Consider the following 17,728-nt stretch of genomic DNA (forward strand, 5'->3'; position numbering starts at 1 on the left):
CGTCCCATGCGCTTCGATCCAGAACCTATTTCGCATGGCCAGGCCGGCAAGACTGCCGTTCTGCTGATCAACCTCGGCACGCCCGATGAGCCGCGCCCTGCGGCCGTGCGCCGCTACCTGCGGGAGTTCCTGTCGGACCCTCGCGTCGTGGAGATTCCTTCGCTGGTGTGGCAGCCATTGCTGCGGCTGGTGATCTTGCCGTTCCGCTCCCGTCAGTCCGCACAGAAGTACGCGACGGTCTGGACGCGCGACGGCTCGCCGCTCAAAGTGAACACCGAGTATCAGACAAACGCGCTGCGCGCCCTGCTGCATGCGAACGATTACGACGTGGTCGTCGACTACGCCATGCGCTACGGCAATCCGTCGATCCCGGAGCGCATTCGCGCGCTGCGGCAAATTGGCGTCGAGCGCATTCTCGTCCTGCCGCTCTATCCGCAGTACTCAAGCAGCACGACCGCCACGGCCAGTGACGCCGTGTTCCGCGTGCTGGGTCGACTGCGCAATCAGCCCGACGTGCGCACGGTGCGCGACTATCACGATCATCCTGCGTACATCGAGGCGCTGCGTCAGCAGGTAGAAGGCTACTGGCAGCAGCACGGCCGTCCCGATTTCGCGGCGGGCGAGCGCTTGTTGCTGAGCTTTCACGGCGTACCGCGCCGCACGCTCGATCTGGGCGATCCGTATCACGATCAGTGTGTGAAGACGGCACGTCTGCTGGGGGCCGCGCTCGGTCTCGATGAGACGACCTGCCGTCTTACGTTCCAGTCGCGTTTCGGCAAGGCCGAATGGCTGCAACCGTATACGGCGCCCACGCTCGAAGAACTGGGTCGTGGCGGCACGCCGCGTGTCGACGTGTTCTGCCCCGGCTTCACCTCCGACTGTCTCGAGACGCTCGAAGAAATCAACATGGAAGGCCGTCACGCGTACTTGTCCGCAGGCGGCAAGGCGTTCCACTTCATCCCGTGCCTGAACGGTGCGAGTGCCTGGATCACGGCGCTTGGCGAGATTGCGGCGCGTCACCTGCAGGGGTGGCCGGTGCTCACGCCCGAGGGTGCGGTTCAGGCGTCGGCAGCGGCGGTGGCCTCGACCCGCCAGCGGCAAGTCGCGGCCGTTGCCGCGTTCGACGAAGCGAATGCGGCCAATGCCGCAGCCGCCGCATCGGCACAGGGCGAGCCGGGAGCGAGCAGGTGACGGTCAAGGTCGACGATTCTGCGCAGGCCGCCACGCGCATTGACAAGTGGTTGTGGGCGGCGCGTTTCTTCAAGACGCGTTCGCTCGCCACACAGGCGGTCGATCGCGGCCGAATCCTGTGCAACGAGGCGCGCGTCAAACCGGCGCGCGACGTCCGCCCAGGCGACATCGTCACGGTGGACAACGGCAGCACGCGTTGGGAAGTCCGGGTGAAGGCCATCGCCGAAGTGCGGGGCTCGGCGACGGTGGCGCAGTCGCTGTACGAAGAGACGGAAGCCAGTATTCGCGCGCGTGCAAATGAAAGTGAGCGCCGGCGGCTGTTTCAGGAACCCGCGTCGCAACTGCACGGGCGTCCGACGAAGCGGGACCGGCGTCGTCTCGGCGGGCTCGGCGAGTAGCAGCAGCCCGCCAGCCTGCCACGGCGAAGGCCGATCGGCCGGCCAGCCGTTGTTTCAGCGCCCCGCAACGAATGCCTGCCCAGCGAATGCCCCCAAACGAACACCGCCGCTGGCGAATCGCGCAGCGGCGGGCAAGGGCAAGGGCAAGGGCAAGGGCGGAACGAACTGGGGAACATCGCCACGTATGACGGCGAGGCGCCATAAGCGCTCCGGCGTTCCCTCGCAACTACCGTGAGGGGATTCCGGAGTTGGGTGAATGCAGCGGCGCGCCTGGCATTTCGACGTAGCGATGCAGCACTGCCTTCACGCCACCGTACTCGGTGTCGCGCGGCGTCACTGCGCCGGACAGGCAGATCGTAATCGTTACCGTCGTCACCAACGCGAGGATGAATACGACAGTCAGTGGCAGCTTCATGATGCGCTCCTGAGAGAACACTGCATCGGACAGGCGATGCCCGATGAGCGGCCGGGTTCGGCATGGCACGAACATCCGCAGAACCGTATTTCATGTTAGGTCGCAGCAACGGCCGATACAATAGAGGACTCGTAACGCGTGTAACCGGATGTTTTCCGACGCGCAGCGCGCACCGGTATGGCGCACAGACTGCCCGCCAGCTCTTGAAATCGGTGTGAACGCCCCTACTATCCAATGGGATTTGAACTGGTGGCGCATCGTCGTGGTGCGCCGCAAGAACCTTTTGACGACTCAAGCTCATGACTGAACAGCAAAACACCCCCGACCAGCCGATTCCGTCCCAGGCCGAAGCGGCCCCGAACGACGCTGCGCTCGCGAACGACGCGCTGCCCTCGGTCGAGGCGCAGCTTCTGGCGGCGCAAGCCGAAGCGGCGGCACTGCGCGACGACGCGTTGCGCGCACGCGCCGAGATGGAGAACGTCCGCCGCCGCGCGGAAGATGACGTGGCGAAGGCCCGCAAGTTTGCCGTCGAGAGCTTCGCCGAGAACCTCCTGCCGGTGATCGACAGCCTGGAAGCCGCCGCCGCCGACAAGAGCGGTGACGTGGCCAAGCTGCAGGAAGGCGTCGCGCTGACCCTGCGTCAGCTCGTCTCGGCGCTCGAGCGCAGCAGGGTCACCGTCATCGATCCGGCCGGTGCGAAGTTCGATCCGCATCAACATCAGGCCATTTCGATGGTGCCGGCCGACCAGGAGCCGAATACCATCGTATCGGTGCTGCAAAAAGGTTATCTGATCGCCGACCGCGTGCTGCGCCCGGCACTCGTGACCGTCGCTGCGGCCAAGTAATCGGAACGTACCGGCGCGCGGTGCCCTGCCATCATGGCAATCCGTGGGCTGCCGGCTGCCGGCTGCCGGCTGACGGCTGACCCGCACGGCATGGCAGGCAGCCGCCGCCCGCGCGAAGATCGCGGCGGCGGGAGGACAAAACCGGACCGCAAGAAGGGTCTTGAAATGTACCGGGCTGCACCCCATATGTCGTGCAGATCAACGAATTTAACGGGCCGCAGGCCCGATAGAAAGACGCACAGGACGCTAGGAGAAATTCAAATGGGCAAGATTATCGGTATCGACTTGGGCACCACGAACTCGTGCGTGGCCGTCATGGAAGGCAATCAGGTCAAGATCATCGAGAACGCGGAAGGTGCGCGCACCACGCCATCGATCATCGCCTACATGGACGATGGCGAGATTTTGGTCGGTGCGCCGGCCAAGCGCCAGGCGGTGACCAATCCGAAGAACACGTTGTACGCTGTCAAGCGCCTCATCGGCCGTCGCTTCGAAGAAAAGGAAGTGCAGAAAGATATCGGCCTGATGCCGTACAAGATCGTCAAGGCCGACAACGGCGACGCCTGGGTGGAAGTGCGCGACCAGAAGCTGGCGCCGCCGCAGATTTCCGCCGAAGTGCTGCGCAAGATGAAGAAGACCGCCGAGGACTATCTGGGCGAGCCGGTCACGGAAGCCGTGATCACGGTGCCGGCGTATTTCAACGACAGCCAGCGTCAGGCAACGAAGGACGCCGGCCGTATCGCCGGTCTGGAAGTCAAGCGCATCATCAACGAGCCGACCGCGGCCGCACTGGCTTTCGGTCTGGACAAGAAGGAAGGCGGCGACCGCAAGATCGCGGTGTATGACCTGGGTGGCGGCACGTTCGATATCTCGATCATCGAAATCGCGGATGTGGATGGCGAGCACCAGTTCGAAGTGCTGTCGACCAACGGCGACACGTTCCTGGGCGGCGAAGACTTCGACCAGCGCATCATCGATTACATCATCGGCGAGTTCAAGAAGGAACAAGGCGTCGATCTGTCGAAGGATGTGCTCGCGCTGCAACGCCTGAAGGAAGCTGCGGAAAAGGCCAAGATCGAGTTGTCGTCGAGCCAGCAGACCGAAATCAACCTGCCGTACATCACGGCCGACGCCTCGGGTCCGAAGCACTTGAACCTGAAGATCACGCGCGCCAAGCTCGAAGCCTTGGTCGAGGAGTTGATCGAGCGCACGATCGAGCCTTGCCGCCTGGCCATCAAGGATGCCGGCGTGAAGGTCGGCGACATCGACGACGTGATTCTGGTCGGCGGTATGACCCGCATGCCGAAGGTGCAGGACAAGGTCAAGGAGTTCTTCGGCAAGGAACCGCGCAAGGACGTGAACCCGGACGAAGCCGTGGCCGCTGGCGCGTCGATCCAGGGCTCGGTGCTCTCGGGCGACCGCAAGGACGTGCTGCTGCTCGACGTGACCCCGCTCTCGCTCGGTATCGAAACGCTGGGCGGCGTGATGACGAAGATGATCACGAAGAACACGACGATCCCGACGAAGCACTCGCAAGTGTTCTCGACGGCCGACGACAACCAGCCGGCCGTGACGATCAAGGTGTACCAGGGTGAGCGCGAGATGGCCGCCGGCAACAAGTCGCTGGGCGAGTTCAATCTCGAGGGCATTCCGCCCGCCGCGCGTGGCACGCCGCAGATCGAAGTGACCTTCGACATCGACGCCAACGGCATTTTGCACGTGGGCGCGAAGGACAAGGCAACGGGCAAGGAAAACAAGATCACCATCAAGGCGAACTCGGGCCTGTCGGATGCCGAGATCGAGCAAATGGTGAAGGACGCGGAGCTCAATGCCGAGGAAGACAAGAAGGCACGCGAGCTGGCCGACTCCCGTAACCAGGGCGACGCACTGGTCCACAGCACTCGCAAGGCGCTGACCGAGTACGGCGACAAGATCGAGGCTTCGGAGAAGGAAGCGATCGAATCGGCCATCACGGCACTCGAAGGCGCGCTGCGCGGTTCGGACAAGGCGGACATCGATGCCAAGGTCGAGGCGCTGGGCACCGTCAGTCAGAAGCTCGGCGAGAAGATGTATGCCGACATGCAGGCGCAAGCCGGTGCTGCGGGTGCCGCGGGCGCCGAGCCGGGCAAGCCGCATGACGATAATGTCGTCGACGCTGAAGTGAAGGACGTTACCGACAAGAAGTAAGGCGTGCATGGCGCGCGGTGCACGCAGATGTGCGCCGCGTGTGGGCCGGGTATCGAAGTTCTCTGACAAGAGAATCTCGACCCGGCTTTTTGCCTGATGGCGACATGCGCCAACATTGGAAAGACTTATGGCCAAACGTGATTACTACGAAGTCCTTGGCGTCGCCAAGAACGCCTCCGACGAAGAAATCAAGAAGGCGTATCGCAAGCTGGCGATGAAGTACCATCCGGACCGCAATCCGGACAGCAAGGACGCCGAAGACAAGTTCAAGGAAGTCAAAGAAGCTTACGAGATGCTCTCCGAGCCGGAGAAGCGCGCAGCATACGACCAATACGGTCACGCAGGCGTCGACCCGAACATGGGCGGCTTCGGTGGCGCGGGCGGTCAGGGCTTCGGTGGCTTCGCGGACGCGTTCGGCGATATCTTCGGCGACATCTTCGGTCAGGGCGGCCCAGGCGGCGCCGGCGGCCGGGGTGGTCGGGGCGGTCCGCAGGTATATCGCGGCGCCGATCTGCGCTACAACATGGAGATTACGCTCGAGCAGGCCGCAAACGGCTTCGACACGCAGATTCGCGTGCCGAGCTGGGACGAATGCGAGATCTGTCATGGCAGCGGCGCGAAGCCGGGCACGAAGCCCGAGACGTGCCCGACCTGTAACGGTTCGGGTGCGGTGCGCATGTCGCAGGGCTTTTTCAGCATTCAGCAGACCTGCCCGAAGTGCCACGGCACGGGCTCGTACATTCCCGAGCCCTGCACCAACTGTCACGGCGCGGGCAAGATCAAGAAGACCAAGACGCTGGAGATCAAGATTCCGGCGGGTATCGAAGACGGCATGCGCATCCGCTCGGCCGGCAACGGCGAGCCGGGGGTGAATGGCGGTCCGGCGGGTGACCTGTATGTGGAAATCCACATCAAGGCGCACAACGTGTTCGAGCGCGACGGCGACGATCTGCATTGCCAGATGCCGATTTCGTTTGCAACGGCGGCACTCGGCGGCGACATCGATGCGCCGACGCTGCACGGCAAAGCGACCTTCGAAGTGCCGGAAGGCACCCAGACGGGCAAGACGTTCCGCCTGCGCGGCAAGGGCATCAAGGGCCTGCGCGCGAGCTATCCGGGGGATCTGTACGTGCATGTGCAGGTCGAGACGCCGGTGAAGCTCGACGACAAGCAGAAGCAACTGCTGCGCGACTTCGATGCGTCGCTCAAGGCCGGCGGCGCTCGCCACAGCCCGCAGTCCAAGGGTTGGTTCGACCGTGTGAAGCAGTTCTTCGAGTAATTGCATGCAAGATGAAGCGCCTTTGGCCGCGTTCGCGCTGTTGGACGACAGCGCGAATCCGGCCGGTGGGGCGCGTCTGTATACCGGGCTCGTACGCGAGGTGACTTGCGACGAGCCCGGTGTGCTTTCCGACGCACTTCGCCAAGTGGAAGATGCCACACGTCACGGCTTGCATGCCGTGCTGCTGGCCGATTACGAATTCGGTGTGCGTTTGGGCGGTGTCCAGACGGTGACGACGCGTCGCGCGCCGGGGCGATTTCGCGCGCTGCTGTTTGGCGACCTGCAACGACTCGACGACACGCAAACACAAGCGTGGCTATCGCGTCGCGAAGCGACATTTGCCAGCGAAGGCACCGCTGTTGCTGCTGCCGCTGCCGCTGCGACCGATCTCGGCAGCGACGGCGTGGCCCCGCCTGGGGTGGCCGGCGTCGCCGCGTTGCGAAGCGATGTGAGCGACGCCGCGTTCGACGACGCCATTGCCCGCATTCACGACTGGCTCGCGCAAGGCGAGTGCTATCAGATCAACTACACGTACCGCCTGAATTTCGACGCGTTCGGCTCGCCCGTGGCGCTGTATCGCCGGTTGCGGGCGCGTCAGCCGGTGCCGTACGGTGCGCTGGTCGTGTTGCCGGGGGCACAGGGCGTGGCGGGGCGGGCGATTCTCTCGCTCTCGCCCGAACTGTTCGTGCGCCATTCGCGCGGGCAGATCGAGGCCCGTCCGATGAAGGGGACGGCGCCGGCGTGCGGCGACGCGTCGGTGGATGCCGAGCGCAGCGCCGCGCTCGCGGCCGACGAGAAGAATCGCGCCGAGAACCTGATGATCGTCGACCTGTTGCGCAACGATCTCGGACGCCTTGCGATCCCTGGCACGGTCAAGGTGCCGAACCTCTTCGAGGTGACGCGCTTCGCGAGTGTCTTGCAGATGACCTCGACGGTCACCGCCACGCTGCCGCAGACGGCGTCGTTCGCCGATGTTCTGCGCGCGCTGTATCCCTGCGGTTCGATCACAGGCGCGCCGAAACACCGCGCGATGCAACTGATCGGCGAACTGGAAACGTCGCCGAGGCGGCTCTACACCGGCGCGATTGGCTGGCTCGATGCGCGCGAGGATAACCCGCAAGCGCTCGGGGACTTCTGTTTGTCCGTCGCGATTCGAACGCTCGAACTCGAAGCACCGGACGCGAGCGGTCTGCGGCGCGGTCGGTTGGGCGTCGGTGCGGGGATCGTGCTCGATAGCCAAGCCGACGAGGAACGCGACGAGTGCAAGCTCAAGGCGCATTTCCTGAGCGCGCTCGATCCGGGCTTCGAAATTTTTGAGACGATGCAGGCCACGCATTCGTCTGGCGTGGCCCATCTGGCGCGTCATCTGGCGCGTCTCGCGACGTCGGCCAAGTACTTCGGCTTCCGGTTCGACGAAGCGGCCTTGCGCGCCCGGATCGACACGGTCGTCGCAACGCTCGGCGAGGCGGGCATTCATCGCCTGCGGCTGGCGCTCGCCCACGATGGGACTGCCGAGATCACCCATGGCGTGCTCGAACCGTTGTCGGCCGACAGCGTTGTGGTGTGGCTGGCGGACGTGGCGAATCCCGCGAGCACGACCCGTGCGAGCGACGTGTTCCTGCGCCATAAAACCACGGTGCGTGCGCGTTACGATGCAGCGTGGAAGGCGGCGCAAGGGGGCGGGGCCTTCGACGTGTTGTTCTTCAACGAGCGGGGGGAACTGACGGAGGGCGGGCGCAGCAATGTGTTCGTCAAGCGCGACGGCGTCTGGGTGACGCCGCCACTGTCGTGCGGCGTATTACCGGGCGTGATGCGCGGTGTGCTGCTCGACGACCCCTCGTGGGGGGCCGTCGAGGCGGTGCTCACACGCGACGATGTGCTGTGCGCGCAGGCCATCGTCGTCTGCAATGCCCTGCGCGGTGCACTTCCCGCAACGATATCGGCTGCACCGGCCGTCTGACGCACGGCGGTGCCGGATACGCGCCGGCCGTGCACCTTGACCTCAACTTCCCTGGCGCGATGCCATCTGCGGCACGAACAGATCGGTCCACTTCGCCGGACGCGCCTTGATGGTGCCCGCGCGGCCCATGAACTCGACGTACTGCATCAGGCCATTGGGCGTGGTGGTGAACTTCATGCCCGGGTCTGCGAGGATCTGCTCGATGTCGGAGAGTTGAAGGTTCATCTTCGACACCCGCAGGAACGTCTTCGCGGCACCTACGCGATCTTTGGCGATATACGCGGCGGCTTCTTCCTGAGCGTCAAGAATCGCCTGCACCAGCTTCGGATTCTGCACGGTGAATTGCTTCGGCGCGAACAGGACGTCGATGGTGATGTTGCCGAGCAGGTCGGTCGAGTTCAGCACGCGCTTGATACGCGGGTCCTTCAGCTCCTGATAGGAGAACGGCGGCGAGGTGAAATGCGCCGTGATCTCGGTCTTGCCCGAGAGCAGGGCGCTGAGGGCTTCCGGATGGCTCAGGCTGACCGTGAGCGGATCGAGCTTCGCATAGTTCTCGATGCCGAATGTCTTGGCGGCCGCCATTTGCAGCAGCACGGCGGAGAGTGAGGTCTTGATGCCCGGAATCGCAATCTTGTCCTTCGACGTGAAGTCCTTGAGCGACTTGACGTTCGGGTTGTTCGTGTTGAGCCAGAGCGGGCCGGTCGACAGGGCCGACAGACCGATCACTTCCGAGCGCGGAATGCCGTGAGCCTTCGACCAAAGCGTGACGAAGCCCGGCGCGCCTGTGCCTGCCACATCGAGATTGCCTGCGAGCATTGCGTCGTTGATGACGTTGCCGCCGTCGAGAATGGTCCACGTCGTTTTCACGTCGCCCAGCCCCAGCGCCTTCGCGTGCTTCTCCACGAGATGCTGGTCGCGCATGACCATCAACGGCAGATAGAGAATGCCGTAGCCGTGCGACAGGCGCACGGTGCTGGCCTCGGCGTGGGCCACGTTGCCGAGTGTGGAGAGGGCGGTCGTGACGGCGAGCGTCAGCGCGCTTGCCCAGCGGGTGAAATGGCGTCGGTTCATGGTGTTGTCGTCTCCAGATAGTTGGAATTATTCATACCCCCGAAGGGGCGTCAATCAAACACAGCCGCAAAAAACCATGTGTCAGTGCTGCATGCCCCAACGATGCAGCGTGCGCTTCTCGATGCGGGCGAACAGCAGATTCTCGACCGCCAGCCCGATCAGAATCACGAAGAACAACCCGGCGAAGACGTTGGCGGTCTCCAGCGAATTGCGGTTCTCGAAGATGTACCACCCGAGACCGCCCGACCCAGAGGACACGCCGAACACGAGTTCTGCCGCGATCAGCGTGCGCCACGCAAATGCCCAGCCCACCTTCAGTCCGGTGAGAATGCTCGGGAACGCGGCGGGAATGAGCACGTGGCGCACCAGCGCAAAGCGCTTGAGCCCGTAGTTCTGACCGACCATGCGCAGCGTTTTCGATACACCGCGAAAGCCGCTGTGCGTGTTCAGCGCCACTGCCCACAGCACCGAGTGCACCAGCACGAAAATCACGCTGCCGCTACCGAGTCCGAACCAGATCAGCGCCAGCGGCAACAGCGCGATGGCCGGCAGCGGGTTGAACATCGCGGTGAGCGTCTCGAGCAAGTCGTTGCCGATCCTCGAACTGATGGCGACGGTGGTGAGCACGGCCGCGAGCCCAATGCCGATGCCGTAGCCGATGAGCAGCGTCTTGAGCGAGACCGCCGCGCGCAGCAGCAGTACACCGCTCGTCAGTCCATTCGCGAAGGCGCCGAGCGTGTCGGTGAAACTTGGGAAGAGCAGAGCATTGTCGAGCCAGCGGCCGTAGATTTCCCAGATCACCGCGAGCACGCACAAGATGAGCGTCTTGCGCAGCCAACTCAGTCGGTACAGTGTCTCGAAGGTAGAGAGCGGACGCTGAATCGACGACAACTCGGCGGGCGCCGGTTCCAGCACGAACTCCGGTCTGAAGACCGGTTCGATGGGCGCAGGCGTGGACGACGCGGTGGGTGGCGAGGTCATGGTGTTCATGGTCGTCTTCTCAGTGTGTCGCGAACAGCAGTTGATCGATGCGGGACTCGAGCGCGCTCTGGTGCGCGGTGCCGAGCTGTTCGGGCGCGATGCTGTTGAGTTCGGCCTTGACCTGACCCGGGTGCGCAGAGAGCAGCAGAATGCGCGTGCCGATGCGAATCGCTTCGTCGATGCCGTGCGTGACGAACAGCACCGTGAAGCGCGTGTCGTCCCACAAGCGCAGCAGCTCGTCCTGCATCTTGCGGCGGGTGAGGGCGTCGAGCGCGGCGAAGGGCTCGTCCATGAGGAGGACGTCGGGCTCCATTGCCATGCCGCGCGCGATGGACACGCGCTGCTTCATGCCGCCGGAGAGCGTATGCGGATAGCTGTCGATGAACTTCGCCAGGCCGACCTTTTCGATGTAGTGTGCTGCGCGTTCTGCGGCGTCGCGCCGTTTCAGGCGACCGCTCGCGACGAGCGCGAACTCCACGTTCTGGCGAACGGTTTTCCATGGCAGCAGTTGATCGAATTCCTGGAACACCATCATGCGATCGGGGCCCGGTTCGGTGATCGTGCGCCCTTTGAGGCGAATCTCGCCGTGGACCGGCGGCAGATATCCGCCAATCGCCTTGAGCAAGGTCGATTTGCCGCAGCCGGACGGGCCGAGCAACACAAACCGGTCGCCCGGATAGACATTGAAGCTCACTTGCTGGGCGGCGGTCACCAGATAGTCGTCGGTCTTGTATTGCAGCGTGACGCGGTCGATTTCCAGCAATGGCGGCGCTGCGGGCGCCATCGTCCCGGCGGCGCCCGCAAGGGGGGCGTTGTGCATTGCGTGTCTCCTGAGGGATGCTCTTATAATCGGTTCCGATACTAAGTAGCAAAGCTGTAGCGAAGCTGACACGCGAGGCGTGCGGCGCCCGAATTCAGGGGAAACCCCGAGGAAGTCGCAGACGATTTCCGACAGAATCGCGGCATACGCCGGGAAGTGACCGGCAGCCAGGTGCGCGTCGCGCGCTCGGTGAAAAGAGGGAAGGAGACTCAGGAACCATGCGCATCATGCTGGTGGAAGACACCGCCGATGTCGCCGAAGCGATCGCCACCCAATTGCGCAGGCTTGGCCATGCGCTCGATTGCGAGACGGACGGCGCGGCAGCAGCGGCGCGCATCGGCGACGATTACGACCTGTTGATCCTCGACGTCATGCTGCCGCACATCGATGGTTTCGAGCTGCTGCGACGCGTGCGCGAGCGCGGCCTGTCCACGCGCGTGCTCATGCTCACCGCGTGTGCGGAGATCGAAGAGCGGGTGCGCGCCCTCGATCTTGGCGCCGACGATTACCTCACCAAGCCGTTCGATTTCCGCGAGTTCGAAGCGCGCGTGCGCGCGCTGATGCGTCGCACCGGACAAGACGCCACGAACCGGCTGACGTGCGCCAACCTCACGCTGGATCGCAAGAGCCGCGGTGTCGAGGTCGATGGCCAGCCGATCGAGCTCACACGCCGCGAAGTGACGCTGCTCGAAATACTCGCGGCGCGACCGGGGCGCATCTTCGGCAAGGATGAACTCATGGATCGTCTGTATGGCGACGAACCCGCACCGAACGCCAATGCGATCGAGCAGTATGTCGCTCGCCTGCGCAAGAAGCTGGCGGCGGCGCAATTCCAGATTCGCACGTTGCGCGGACTGGGCTATCAACTTGTGCTGTCATGATCGTTCCCGGCCGTTCCCTGTATCTGCGCCTTGTCGTGCGCATGGGCGCGGTACTCGCGTTCGCGGTGGCGGCCGTGCTGCTCGGCATCTGGTTCTCGACGCGCGCGGCCGTCGACCGGGCCTATGACCGCTGGCTGCTCGGCAGTGCTTTGCAAGTGGCGGAGAACACCTGGTACCAGAACGGCGAAGTGAATGTCGACGTGCCACTCGCCGCCTTTTCCGCCCTCGCGCCGGGCGATCAGATCTTCTATACCGTGCTCGATCCGAATGGCCGCTCGGTGGCCGGCGATTCGGAGTTCCATCCGGCCATTCCATGGGACAAACTGGCCGACGGACCGGTCGTCGTCGACGGCACGTATCAGGAGATGCCGATCCGGATCGCCATCGTCGGACGCCGCATGCCGGTGGACGCGCCTCATCCGTGGGCCGTCGTGGCGCTGGCCCACACGCAGAATGCTCGCGTGCGGTTCACGCGCGGCTTGGCGGACAACACGTTGCTCATCACCATTGCCACCGGCGTGCTTACGATGCTTGCGGCGTTGTGGACACTGCGTCAGGCGCTCGCGCCGCTGGGGCAGATCGAGGCCGCGATTCGAGCGCGCGATTCGAACGACCTTGCCCCGCTGGCGGTGACGGCACCGGTCGAGACGCTGGCGCTAGTCGGTGCGATCAACGACTTCATGCAACGGCTGGCGACATCGCGTGCGCTGATGCGCCGTGTCATCGGCGACGCGGCGCATCAATTGCGCACGCCTGTCACGGCGCTCACCGCGCAGGCGGAAATGCTCACGCAAACGCAGGACGAGGCCGCGCGACAGGCGCATATCGCGCGCATCCAGAAGCAGGCGCGTGGACTCGGCGGGCTGATCCATCAATTGATCAATCACGCCATGGTGCAGCACCGGGCCGACAGCATCGCGCCGACGCCAGTCGATCTGAACGCGCTGTTGCAGGTGGCGATGCGCGAAACGCTCTCGTATGCGACGCGCGATATCGACGTCGCGCTTCAGGCACCTCAGACGCCCTGCATGATCGTGGGCGACGCCCTGAGCCTGCGTGAAGCGATCAAGAACGTGCTGGTCAACGCGCTGGCCTACGGTGCACCGCACCGGCTTCATGTCGATCTGACCCGCGTGAACGATCAATGGCGGTTGCGCTTCTTCGACGATGGCCCGGGCATTCCGGCGTCGGAATGGCAGCGCGTGCGCACGCCGTTTTCATCGCGCGCGGACGGCCGTGAAGGGGCAAGCCTGGGGTTGGCGATGGTGGCCGAAGTCATGCTCGCCCATGGCGGTCAGATGACATTCGAGCAGGCCGAAGGTGAGGGATTCGCGGTCGTGCTGATGTTGCCTTGCGCGGGATGAACGAAGCGGTGCGTTGCCGAACCGCTGTCTCGTCATTGCGCCGGGCGTGCGCCTGCGCTCAGAAGCAATGCTCCTGCGCCGGGAAGGTGCCGTGCTTCACGGCTTGCACATAGGCTTCGATGGCAGCGGCAATGCTGGGCTGGCCGTCCATGAAGTTCTTCGAGAATTTCGGCGATTTGCCGGGAAACACGCCAAGCATGTCCTGCAGGACGAGCACTTGCCCGTCGCACTCGGGACCGGCGCCGATACCGATGGTCGGCATCGTCGGCACTTCCGGCGTGACGCGCGACGCGACGGCCGCCGGAATTGCTTCGAGCACGACCAATTGCGCGCCTGCCGCTTGCAGCGCGCGGGCATCGTCGATCAATTGCGCCTGTGCGGCGTCCTCACGCGCCTGCACCTTGAATCCGCCGAAAGCGTGTACCGACTGCGGCGTCAGCCCAAGATGCGCACACACCGGAATGCTGCGCTCGACCAGAAAGCGCACCGTCTCGGCGAGCCACGCACCGCCTTCGATCTTCACCATTTGCGCACCGGCCTGCATGACGGACACCGCGCTTTGATACGCCTGTTCCTTCGTGCCGTAGGTGCCGAACGGCAGGTCGGCCAGCACCAGTGCCTTGTTCACACTGCGTGCCACGCATTCGGTGTGGTAGCAGATGTCACGCAACGTGACGGGCAGCGTCGTGCGCTGACCTTGAATGACGTTGCCGAGCGAGTCGCCAACGAGAATGGCATCGACGCCCACGCGCTCGAGCAGCGCGGCAAAACTGGCGTCGTAGGCGGTGAGCATCACGATCTTCTCACCCCGTTCGCGCATCTGGGCGAGTCCGGGAACGGTCACGGCCTTGCGATTGGATTCTTGCAGATAACTCATGTCAGCCCTGGTTCAGGAGGTGTCGAGGTGTCGCGCGTGCGCCGGAGCGGGTCTGGAGACGATCAGGGGCGCGCGCCCTTGACGAAGACTTCCTTGCGTCCGCGCATCTGGTCGATGCGCTCGACCAGCAGGGCGAAGTCGCTGTCGTTGTGCGCCGGATCGAATTGTTCCGTGTCGACCGTCAGTACCGGCGCCGCGGCGTAATGATAGAAGAATTCACCATAGATGTCGCACAACGCACGCAGATAGGTGTCCGGAATTTGCTGCTCCATCGCAATGGCACGCTTCTGAATACGCGCGAACAGCGTTTCGGGACTCGCCTGCAGAAGAATCACCAGATCGGGCGCCCGGTGCGGCCGCTCGATGTGCGCAACGAGCTTGCGGTACAGATCGAGCTCGTCGGCGGCGAGCGTGAGTCGCGCGAACAGGCCGTCCTTTTCGGGAAGGAAATCGGTAAAGATCGGTTTGCCGTCGATATCGCGCCGTGCAATTTCCGTCGCCTCGTCCACGCGTTGCAGACAGAAGGACAACTGCGCAGGCATCGCGTAGCGTGCGCTGTCGCGATAGAAACGTTCGAGAAAGGGATTGAGCGCGGGCTGTTCGAGCATCAGATCGGCGCCGGCGGCATCGGCCAGGCGCTGCGCCAGCGACGTCTTGCCAACCCCGATGGGACCCTCGACGGCCAGATAGCGAAAACGCCCAAGCACCGGCGATCTCATGATGCGTAGGCGCGCTTCGTCGGGCAGCAGCACTGCGCAACGCGCTCGATGCGCTGGTCGACAACGTTCATCAGCAAGGCGCTCACGCGGCCCACGCCGGGAATTTCAAGCTCGGGCGCGAGGTCCGCAAGCGGGCGCAGCACGAAGGCGCGCCCTGCCATGCGCGGATGCGGCACGATCAGATCGGGTTCCGCAATGCGTTCGTTGCCATACAGCAGCAGATCGAGATCGAGCGTGCGCGGTGCATGCTTGTAGGGCCGCTCACGCCCAAAATGCGTTTCGATCTTCAGGCACAGCGTAAGCAACTGCCGCGCGCTCAGATGGGTCTCGACGGCGATGGCGCAGTTGAGATAATCGTCGCCGCTCGACTCGATCGGCGCAGTGCGATACAAGTCGGACTTGCCGATGATGGTGACGCCGATCTGCTGTGCCAGACAGACGATGGCGTCTTTGATCGATTGACGGGCGTCGCCGAGATTCGCGCCGAGCCCGATATAGGCAACAGTCATGAAGCACCTTCAGAACCACGCTGTCGCGATGATACCCGCTTGCCCTGATTCTCGCTGGTAGCGCCCTCGCCACCCGCGTCGCCACGCGCGTCGGGCTCACCGCTGCCGGTGCCTTCGCTGCCACCGCTGCCCGACGGCTTGCGACGGCGCCGGCGGCGCTTGGCGGCCGGCGTGGTGCTCGATCCGCCGCCTTGTGCGAGCAAGGCGTCGCGCGTGGCGGCATCGCCTTCGAGGAAGTCCGTCCACCATTGGCCGGCTTCCGCCGGAACTTCGCCCGACTCGCAACGCAGCAGCAGGAAGTCGTATCCCGCGCGCAGACGCGGATGCTCGAGCATTCGCAAGGGCGTGCGGCCAACGCGCTTGTCGAGACGCACCTGCAAGCCCCAGATCTCTTTCATGTCGGCGACGAAACGGCGCTGGATCGCCAGCTTGCCGGTTTGCGCATCGAGCACGTCGTCCATCGCGAGATGCAACGCCGGAATCGGATACTCGCCGGCGCGTTGATAGGCCTGCCATTTTTCGAGCACGAGGTGCCAGAGCAGCGCGGCGAACAGGAAGCCCGGCGAGACCGGCTTGCCCGCACGAATGCGCGCATCGGTGTTGGCGAGCGCGAGCGCGACGAATTTCTCGCCCAGCGGCTGCTCCAACACGACATCGAGCAACGGCAACAGCCCGTGATGCAGGCCCTGCTCGCGCAATTGCTGGACACAGGCCCACGCGTGACCCGAGAGCAGCAGTTTGAGCATTTCGTCGAACAGACGCGCCGCAGGCACGTTGTCGACAAGCGGGGCGAGCTGCGGAATCGGCGCGGCCGTCGCCTCGTCGATCTTGAAGCCGAGCTTGGCCGCGAAACGCACCACGCGCAGCATGCGCACCGGATCTTCGCGGTAGCGCGTGGCCGGGTCGCCGATCATGCGCAGCACGCGCTTCTGAATGTCTTCCCAGCCGCGGTGATAGTCATGCACCGTCTGCGCCGCCGGGTCGTAATACATGGCGTTGATGGTGAAGTCGCGCCGGGCGGCGTCCTCTTCCTGCTCGCCCCAGACGTTGTCGCGCAGCACGCGGCCCGATTCGTCGGTGACGTGCGTCTTGCGGTCGAGTTCGCCCTTTTTCGGACGACGCGTACCGATCTGCTCGCTGTCGACCGCATCGACCAACGCCCGGAACGTGGAGGTCTCGATGATCTCCTGCCCGAACTGAACGTGCACGATCTGGAAGCGGCGCCCGATGATGCGAGCGCGACGGAACAGGCGCTGGACCTGCTCGGGCGTGGCACTCGTGGCGACGTCGAAGTCCTTCGGGGCGATACCGAGCAGCAGATCGCGCACGGCGCCGCCGACGATGAAGGCCTTGAAGCCGGCTTGCTGCAGCGTGTCGGTCACGCGCACGGCGTTCTTCGAGAGCAGGCTCGGATCGATGCCGTGGACCGAGACGGGGATGACGACCGGCGTGCCGATGGGGGGCGGGCTGCCTGCGCCGCCGTCGGTCGGGCTGTCTTTGCCCAGCAGCTTTTTAATGAATTTGCGGATCACTGAAACAACTCGAGAATGGGCCAGCGACGCGCCAGTGCGATATCGCGCAGCGCCTCATCGGGGTTCGTTGCCACCGGATGGTTCACCTTCTCCATCAGGGGGACGTCGTTGGCGGAATCGCTATAGAAAAATGCGTGGTCGAAATCGCTCCACGTCTTGCCCAGGCTGGCGAGCCAGGCTTCGGTGCGCGTGATCTTGCCCTCGCGGAAGCTCGGCGTGCCGACGTATTCGCCGGTGTACCGCGCGTTCGGACCGTCGCCGGCCGTGGTCGGCTCGGTGCCGATCAGATGATCGATGCCGAACGCCTTGGCGATCGGTCGCGTGACGAACGTGTTGGTGGCCGTCACAATGGCGCACAGGTCGCCGGCCCGACGGTGCACGTCGAGCAGTTCGAGCGCTTCGGCGCGAATGTGCGGCAGAATCGATTCTTCCATGTACTGCGCGTGCCATGCGTCGAGCTGGTCACGCGGGTAGCGTGCGAGCGGCGCCAGGCAGAAACGCAGATAGGCCGGCATATCGAGTCGGCCTGCACGGTAGTCCTGATAAAAGGCCTCGTTGGCCTGCGCGTACGAGTCGCGCTCGACGGCGCCCTGGCGCACGAGGAAACGGCCCCACTCCTTGTCGCTGTCCGTGGGCAGCAGGGTGTGGTCGAGATCGAAGAGAGCTAAATTGGTCATTGCGCGAATTTTACCTGAAGCT

At 64.2% G+C, this 17,728-nt stretch carries 16 protein-coding genes and 1 pseudogene; 8 read left to right on the top strand and 9 right to left on the bottom strand.

The window, feature by feature from the left end:
* Positions 1–6: 6 nt before the first annotated feature.
* Positions 7–1,038 (top strand): annotated as a pseudogene (hemH, locus tag ACE3UG_RS10015) (ferrochelatase); the annotation flags it as partial.
* A 149-nt stretch (positions 1,039–1,187) separates the two neighbouring features.
* Positions 1,188–1,589 carry an RNA-binding S4 domain-containing protein gene (locus ACE3UG_RS10020; protein WP_374623022.1) on the top strand — a complete coding sequence of 134 codons (402 nt, stop codon included), beginning with the start codon at positions 1,188–1,190 and terminating at the stop codon, positions 1,587–1,589.
* 226 nt (positions 1,590–1,815) lie between these two features.
* Here the strand turns inward: ACE3UG_RS10020 and ACE3UG_RS10025 are convergent, their stop codons facing one another.
* Positions 1,816–2,004, bottom strand: a complete 189-nt coding sequence (locus ACE3UG_RS10025) for a hypothetical protein (protein ID WP_374623025.1) — start codon at positions 2,002–2,004, stop codon at positions 1,816–1,818.
* Positions 2,005–2,303: 299 nt separating this feature from the next.
* Between ACE3UG_RS10025 and grpE the strand changes: the two genes are divergently transcribed.
* From grpE to ACE3UG_RS10045, 4 genes are all read left to right on the top strand, one after another.
* Positions 2,304–2,849 carry a nucleotide exchange factor GrpE gene (grpE, locus tag ACE3UG_RS10030; protein WP_374623028.1) on the top strand — a complete coding sequence of 182 codons (546 nt, stop codon included), beginning with the start codon at positions 2,304–2,306 and terminating at the stop codon, positions 2,847–2,849.
* 261 nt (positions 2,850–3,110) lie between these two features.
* Positions 3,111–5,036, top strand: coding sequence for a molecular chaperone DnaK (gene dnaK / locus ACE3UG_RS10035; protein ID WP_374623031.1), 1,926 nt, complete (start codon positions 3,111–3,113; stop codon positions 5,034–5,036).
* A 127-nt stretch (positions 5,037–5,163) separates the two neighbouring features.
* Entirely contained in the window at positions 5,164–6,315 is a 1,152-nt protein-coding gene (gene dnaJ, locus ACE3UG_RS10040) for a molecular chaperone DnaJ (RefSeq protein ID WP_374623033.1), read from the top strand.
* Between the two features lie 4 nt (positions 6,316–6,319).
* Complete coding sequence (locus ACE3UG_RS10045; RefSeq protein ID WP_374623035.1) at positions 6,320–8,275, top strand: chorismate-binding protein; 1,956 nt, start codon at positions 6,320–6,322, stop codon at positions 8,273–8,275.
* Between the two features lie 42 nt (positions 8,276–8,317).
* On the opposite strand, the gene ACE3UG_RS10050 is transcribed toward ACE3UG_RS10045, so the two are convergent.
* The 3 genes from ACE3UG_RS10050 to ACE3UG_RS10060 form a co-directional block, all read right to left on the bottom strand.
* A complete protein-coding gene (locus ACE3UG_RS10050) occupies positions 8,318–9,346 on the bottom strand; it encodes an ABC transporter substrate-binding protein (RefSeq protein WP_374623038.1) in 1,029 nt (342 codons plus the stop codon).
* 81 nt (positions 9,347–9,427) lie between these two features.
* Positions 9,428–10,336, bottom strand: a complete 909-nt coding sequence (locus ACE3UG_RS10055; protein ID WP_374623040.1) for an ABC transporter permease — start codon at positions 10,334–10,336, stop codon at positions 9,428–9,430.
* 10 nt (positions 10,337–10,346) lie between these two features.
* Positions 10,347–11,111, bottom strand: coding sequence for an ABC transporter ATP-binding protein (locus ACE3UG_RS10060; RefSeq protein ID WP_374623275.1), 765 nt, complete (start codon positions 11,109–11,111; stop codon positions 10,347–10,349).
* Positions 11,112–11,365: 254 nt separating this feature from the next.
* Between ACE3UG_RS10060 and ACE3UG_RS10065 the strand changes: the two genes are divergently transcribed.
* Positions 11,366–12,028 (top strand): response regulator transcription factor, encoded by a 663-nt coding sequence (locus ACE3UG_RS10065; protein ID WP_374623043.1) that lies wholly within the window; start codon positions 11,366–11,368, stop codon positions 12,026–12,028.
* Positions 12,025–13,392, top strand: coding sequence for a sensor histidine kinase (locus ACE3UG_RS10070; protein WP_374623045.1), 1,368 nt, complete (start codon positions 12,025–12,027; stop codon positions 13,390–13,392). Before ACE3UG_RS10065 ends, ACE3UG_RS10070 begins: the two co-directional genes overlap by 4 nt.
* Before the next feature lie 58 nt (positions 13,393–13,450).
* On the opposite strand, the gene panB is transcribed toward ACE3UG_RS10070, so the two are convergent.
* From panB to ACE3UG_RS10095, 5 genes are all read right to left on the bottom strand, one after another.
* Complete coding sequence (gene panB / locus ACE3UG_RS10075) at positions 13,451–14,269, bottom strand: 3-methyl-2-oxobutanoate hydroxymethyltransferase (RefSeq protein ID WP_374623048.1); 819 nt, start codon at positions 14,267–14,269, stop codon at positions 13,451–13,453.
* A gap of 62 nt (positions 14,270–14,331) precedes the next feature.
* Positions 14,332–14,988: a deoxynucleoside kinase gene (locus ACE3UG_RS10080; protein WP_374623050.1), complete on the bottom strand. Its 657-nt coding sequence runs from the start codon at positions 14,986–14,988 to the stop codon at positions 14,332–14,334.
* Positions 14,985–15,497, bottom strand: coding sequence for a 2-amino-4-hydroxy-6-hydroxymethyldihydropteridine diphosphokinase (gene folK, locus ACE3UG_RS10085; RefSeq protein WP_374623053.1), 513 nt, complete (start codon positions 15,495–15,497; stop codon positions 14,985–14,987). The genes ACE3UG_RS10080 and folK overlap by 4 nt, the downstream gene beginning before the upstream one ends.
* Complete coding sequence (pcnB, locus tag ACE3UG_RS10090; RefSeq protein ID WP_374623055.1) at positions 15,494–17,029, bottom strand: polynucleotide adenylyltransferase PcnB; 1,536 nt, start codon at positions 17,027–17,029, stop codon at positions 15,494–15,496. Before pcnB ends, folK begins: the two co-directional genes overlap by 4 nt.
* Positions 17,026–17,706, bottom strand: coding sequence for an HAD family hydrolase (locus ACE3UG_RS10095; protein WP_374623057.1), 681 nt, complete (start codon positions 17,704–17,706; stop codon positions 17,026–17,028). Before ACE3UG_RS10095 ends, pcnB begins: the two co-directional genes overlap by 4 nt.
* Between the last annotated feature and the right edge of the window lie 22 nt (positions 17,707–17,728).

Source organism: Pandoraea sp. (genome assembly GCF_041919235.1).
Taxonomy (GTDB): Bacteria; Pseudomonadota; Gammaproteobacteria; order Burkholderiales; family Burkholderiaceae; genus Pandoraea.

Coding starts and splice junctions, on each gene's coding strand:
- ACE3UG_RS10070 (WP_374623045.1), top strand. CDS start 12,025: ATGATCGTTCCCGGCCGTTCCCTGTATCTGCGCCTTGTCGTGCGCATG.
- ACE3UG_RS10045 (WP_374623035.1), top strand. CDS start 6,320: ATGCAAGATGAAGCGCCTTTGGCCGCGTTCGCGCTGTTGGACGACAGC.
- ACE3UG_RS10065 (WP_374623043.1), top strand. CDS start 11,366: ATGCGCATCATGCTGGTGGAAGACACCGCCGATGTCGCCGAAGCGATC.
- dnaJ (WP_374623033.1), top strand. CDS start 5,164: ATGGCCAAACGTGATTACTACGAAGTCCTTGGCGTCGCCAAGAACGCC.
- ACE3UG_RS10050 (WP_374623038.1), bottom strand. CDS start 9,346: ATGAACCGACGCCATTTCACCCGCTGGGCAAGCGCGCTGACGCTCGCC.
- dnaK (WP_374623031.1), top strand. CDS start 3,111: ATGGGCAAGATTATCGGTATCGACTTGGGCACCACGAACTCGTGCGTG.
- ACE3UG_RS10095 (WP_374623057.1), bottom strand. CDS start 17,706: ATGACCAATTTAGCTCTCTTCGATCTCGACCACACCCTGCTGCCCACG.
- panB (WP_374623048.1), bottom strand. CDS start 14,269: ATGAGTTATCTGCAAGAATCCAATCGCAAGGCCGTGACCGTTCCCGGA.
- ACE3UG_RS10080 (WP_374623050.1), bottom strand. CDS start 14,988: ATGAGATCGCCGGTGCTTGGGCGTTTTCGCTATCTGGCCGTCGAGGGT.
- folK (WP_374623053.1), bottom strand. CDS start 15,497: ATGACTGTTGCCTATATCGGGCTCGGCGCGAATCTCGGCGACGCCCGT.
- grpE (WP_374623028.1), top strand. CDS start 2,304: ATGACTGAACAGCAAAACACCCCCGACCAGCCGATTCCGTCCCAGGCC.
- ACE3UG_RS10060 (WP_374623275.1), bottom strand. CDS start 11,111: ATGGCGCCCGCAGCGCCGCCATTGCTGGAAATCGACCGCGTCACGCTG.
- ACE3UG_RS10055 (WP_374623040.1), bottom strand. CDS start 10,336: ATGAACACCATGACCTCGCCACCCACCGCGTCGTCCACGCCTGCGCCC.
- ACE3UG_RS10025 (WP_374623025.1), bottom strand. CDS start 2,004: ATGAAGCTGCCACTGACTGTCGTATTCATCCTCGCGTTGGTGACGACG.